The sequence below is a fragment of the Streptomyces solincola genome (assembly GCF_002982015.1).
In the GTDB taxonomy this organism is placed as follows: Bacteria; Actinomycetota; Actinomycetes; order Streptomycetales; family Streptomycetaceae; genus Streptomyces; species Streptomyces solincola.
Map to the genome: position 1 here is coordinate 1 of NZ_PVLV01000473.1, position 4,771 is coordinate 4,771.

The following is a 4,771-nucleotide window of genomic DNA, read 5'->3' on the forward strand; positions in this document are numbered from 1 at the left end:
CCGCGCTACCAGCTCGCCATCGAGGCGCTGGTCAGCACCACGGCCGACCCGTCCCTGCTGGGCGGCCTGCTCCCCGAGCACCAGCGGATCTGCCACCTGTGCCGCGAGGTCAAGTCGGTGGCCGAGGTCTCGGCCCTGCTGTCGATGCCGCTGGGCGTCGCCCGCATCCTGGTGGCCGACCTGGCCGAGGCCGGGATGGTGGCCATCCACCAGCCGGGCAACGGCGAGGCCGGCGGCACGCCGGACGTGACTCTGCTCGAAAGGGTGCTCAGTGGACTTCGCAAGCTCTAGCGGCGGCGCCGCCCGCTCCACCACCTCCGCGAAGATCGTGGTGGCGGGCGGCTTCGGCGTGGGCAAGACCACGTTCGTCGGGGCGGTCTCGGAGATCGACCCGCTGCGCACCGAGGCCGTGATGACCTCCGCGTCCGCGGGGATCGACGACCTGACCCACACCGGCGGCAAGACGACGACCACGGTCGCCATGGACTTCGGCCGGATCACGCTGGACCAGGACCTCATCCTGTACCTGTTCGGCACGCCGGGGCAGGACCGCTTCTGGTTCATGTGGGACGACCTGGTCCGCGGCGCGATCGGCGCGGTGGTCCTGGTGGACACCCGCCGGCTGGCCGACTGCTTCCCGGCGGTGGACTACTTCGAGAACTCCGGGCTGCCGTTCGTGGTCGCGCTCAACGGGTTCGAGGGCCACCAGCCGTACACCCCGGACGAGGTCCGCGAGGCGCTGCAGATCGGGCCGGACACCCCGATCATCACCACCGACGCGCGCCACCGCGCCGACGCCAAGTCCGCCCTGATCACGCTGGTCGAGCACGCTCTGATGGCCCGGCTCAAGTAAGCGCGTCCATACGGCAGTTGCCGTAGCCTGCGGAGACGGGCGGTTGTGGCACGCGCCACGTGCCACCGGAGCTGTTCATAACGTTTCGACAGAGAATCGGGGCCCATCGGACACGACGCGCATCCGGCCGGTGCCGCTGCGCTCACCTGAGCCCCGCCTTTTGGCGGGGCTCGCTCTTTATGCCCGTTTTATCGCCGGTCTGGACCAGTGAAGACGGCCCGGACGGGGGGTTTGGAACGCGGCCGCCTTACGTGCTGCAATGCCACGAACTCCCGAGTAGTTACGGCCCTGAAACAGTAAAACGGCACAGCACAGGTGCCGGCGCCGAGAGGTTGTTGGTCGAGTGAGGCGAAGCACAACGAGCGCCGCCAGTACGCAGGCGCGGGGCAACTTCACCCCGCCCGCGCGAACGGCGACGCCGCCTGCCGAAACCCCCGGGAAGCCCCCCGCCGGCCCGGCCTCGCCCCACGGCGAGCAGGCCCCGGGCAGCTCCGGGCGGCTCTCGCCGCGCAACTGGCGGGTGGCCACCCGGCTGAACGCCATCCTCCTCATACCCGTGCTGGTCGGCCTGGTCATGGGCGGCTTCCAGGTGAAGACCTCCATCGACACCTGGCGCGAGGCCCAGGACGCCGAGAAGACCGCGCTGATCGTCCAGGCCGCCTACGGCTACGGACAGAACCTGCTGAACGAGCGCGACGTCACGGCCTTCCCTCTGCTCACCGCCAAGTCCGACGGGGACCGCAAGGCCGAGGCCGTCACCGACGCATACGCCCGGACCGACGAGGCCAAGAAGCGTTTCGACGAGGCCGTCAAGGACATGCCCTCCGGGCAGGGCCTGGAGCGCCGGCTGGAGCTGTTCCGGCAGGCCGAGCCGGAGCTCGCCAAGATCCGCGAGACCGCCTACACCCGCGCCACCGACCCCGTCCTCACCGAGCTGGGCTACGTCAAGGTCCAGCACACGCTGATGGAGTTCGCCAACGAGCTGGGCCTGGGCACCGGCAACATCACCAGCTACGGCCGCATGGTCTACGCCATCCAGCTCTCCCAGGCCGCCGAGTCGCTCCAGCGCTCCATCGGCATGCACCTGCTGGTGCGGCCCAGCGCTCAGAAGGCCGTCTTCGACGAGCAGTCCAAGACCTTCAACTCCTACGTCTACCTGGAGCAGATCGCCCTCGCCGAGTTCCAGTCCGGCGGCACCCCCGAGGACGAGCGCCGGCTCGCCGAGGTGATGCGCGAGCGCGCCAAGGACGGCGCCGAGCGGCTGCGCGAGGACGGGAAGAACCCGCCCGTCTCCACGGGCGAGAACCCGTCGGTGTACGACGGCATGGCCGCCGCCATCGGCAACGCCGACGACGCCGACGGCATCCGGGCGCTGGCCGCCCAGGACGTCACCGCCGAGACCTGGATGGGCGCCGCCACCTCGAAGTTCGACGGCTACAGCACCGTCACCGAGGAACTGATGAAGAAGGCCGTCGACGAGGCCTCCGCCATCTCCGCGGACGCCCGCAACGACGCCCTGCTCAACGGCGCCATCGTGGTCGTCGCCCTGCTCGCCGCGTTCATCCTGGCCGGGATGATGGCCCGGCAGATGAGCCGCTCGATGCGCGAGCTGCGCACCGCCGCGTTCGGCATCGCCGAGCAGCGCCTGCCGATGCTGGTCGACCAGCTCTCCCGGACCGAGCCGGGCCGGGTGGACACCCGGGTGCAGCCCATCCCCATCGACTCCCGGGACGAGATCGGCGAGGTCGCCCGCGCCTTCGACCAGGTGCACCGCGAGGCCGTCCGGCTCGCCGCCGAGCAGGCCCTGCTGCGGGGCAACGTCAACGCGATCTTCACCAACCTCTCGCGCCGCAACCAGTCGCTGATCGAGGGCCAGCTCACCCTGATCACCGACCTGGAGAACAACGAGGCCGACCCCGACCAGCTGGAGAACCTGTTCCGGCTGGACCACCTGGCCACCCGCATGCGCCGCAACGGTGAGAACCTCCTGGTCCTCGCCGGCGAGGAGCCGGGCCGCCGCTGGAACCAGCCCGTCCCGCTGGTCGACGTGCTGCGCGCCGCCTCCTCCGAGGTGGAGTCCTACGAGCGCATCGAGCTGACCGGCGTCCCGGAGAGCGAGATCCACGGCCAGGCCGTGACCGACCTCGTCCACCTGCTGGCCGAGCTGCTGGAGAACGCCACCACCTTCTCCTCGCCGCAGACCAAGGTGCGGGTCACCGCGACCCGGCTGCCCGACGGCCGCGTCATGATCGAGATCCACGACAAGGGCATCGGCCTGACCGCCGAGGACTTCGCCGACATCAACCACCGGCTGGCCAACCCGCCGACCGTGGACGCGGCGATCTCCCAGCGCATGGGCCTGTTCGTGGTCGGCCGGCTCTCCGACCGGCACGGCATCCGGGTCCAGCTCCGCCCCTCCGGCGAGCAGGCCGGCACCACCTCGCTGGTCATGCTGCCGGACGCGATCACCCACGGTGGCGGCGGTGACCCGTCGCTGGACGGCGACTTCACCGTCTCCTCGATCATCCCCGAGCAGCAGGCGCGGGCCGCCTTCGAGCCCGAGCCCGCTCCGATGCGCACCGCCGCCGAGCTGGGATTCGACGACTCGCGGTACGAGCAGCAGGGCGAGGGCGCCGCCCTCGACCCGGTGGGCCGCTCCAAGCTGCGCGACGAGCGCCGCGCCGCCCTCGGCGCCCAGTTGGGCAACGGCTTCGGCGACGGCAACGGCCTGGGCGACGCCGACGAGGGCAACGGCGTGGCCGACGGCCGCGCCGACGAGCGCCGCCCCGAGCCGCAGGGCGCCTACGAGGGGTACCCGCAGCAGGAGTACGACACCGCCGGCGGCTACCCGGCCGGCAACGGCTACCCCGGGCCGGAGGCGTACGCCGGCGGGCAGCAGGGCTACGACGGCGGCCAGGGCGGCTACGAGTCCGCCCGGAACGGCTACGGGCAGCAGCAGGGCTACGCCGACTACGGACAGCAGAACGAGGGCTACGGCCAGGGCGACGGCCACGCGCCGCAGAGCGACGGCTACGCCCAGGACGAGGGCCACGGCCAGGACGGCTACCCGTCCGGCGAGTACCCGCACCCCGGCTACCCGGAGTCCGGTTATGCGGAATCCGGCTTTCCGGGCAACGACGGGGCCGCCCAGTCCTACGGCGAGTCCTTCGACGCCCAGTCCCACCAGGGCGGGTGGCCGGAGCAGAACACCTACACCGGCGGCTTCGGCGGCGGCTTCGGGACCGAATCGGAATCCCCGCAGGGCGCTCCCGAGAACGCCGCGGACCGCGTAGGCTTCTCCTCGGGACCGGCTGCCGGCAACGGTCACGAGATGACCGACGCGGGCCTGCCGCGCCGCGGTGGCCGGCCGCAGTCCCCGGCCGCCGACCGGTCGTCCGCCTCCCGCCCGACCGCCGACCAGAACCCGACCGCGTCCGCGTCCGGGTCGAACGGACCGGACCGGACGCAGGCGGCGCCCCCGGTCCCGCAGCCCCCGGTCCCGCAGCCCTCGTCGGGCGGCGGGAAGGAGGGCCCGGACGACTGGCGCTCGGCCAACGACGAGCGCTGGGCGCGGGCCGGCAAGCTCCGCGACCCCAAGGCCGGCGGGGTGACCCCGTCCGGGCTGCCGCGCCGAGTGCCCAAGGCCAACCTGGTCGAGGGCACCGCGGAGCAGACCCCGCAGGGAGGCCCACAGGTCTCCCGCGCCCCGGAGGACGTGCGCGGCAGGTTGAGCAACCTGCGCCGCGGCGTCCAGCAGGGACGCAAGCAGGGAACGGACACGAACGGACCGGCCACCTACGATCAGCACAGTGGCCCGGGTAGTACCTACAACCAGGAGCGTTAGTGTGAGCCCGATGAGCCAGGCGGCGCAGAATCTGAACTGGTTGATCACCAACTTCGTGGACAACACCCCCGGTG

Annotated in this window: 3 protein-coding genes and 1 pseudogene; all 4 read left to right on the forward strand. The window is 71.8% G+C overall.

Annotated elements, in window-relative coordinates:
* Positions 1-291: DUF742 domain-containing protein (locus C6N75_RS24865; protein ID WP_105871131.1), on the forward strand; the 291-nt coding region annotated here is incomplete at its 5' end.
* Positions 272-853, forward strand: a complete 582-nt coding sequence (locus C6N75_RS24870; protein WP_105871132.1) for a GTP-binding protein — start codon at positions 272-274, stop codon at positions 851-853. The genes C6N75_RS24865 and C6N75_RS24870, both read left to right, overlap by 20 nt.
* A 343-nt stretch (positions 854-1,196) precedes the next feature.
* Positions 1,197-4,697, forward strand: coding sequence for a sensor histidine kinase (locus tag C6N75_RS24875; protein WP_105871133.1), 3,501 nt, complete (start codon positions 1,197-1,199; stop codon positions 4,695-4,697).
* A pseudogene (locus C6N75_RS31820) lies at positions 4,663-4,771 on the forward strand (roadblock/LC7 domain-containing protein); the annotation flags it as partial. The gene C6N75_RS24875 and the pseudogene C6N75_RS31820, both read left to right, overlap by 35 nt.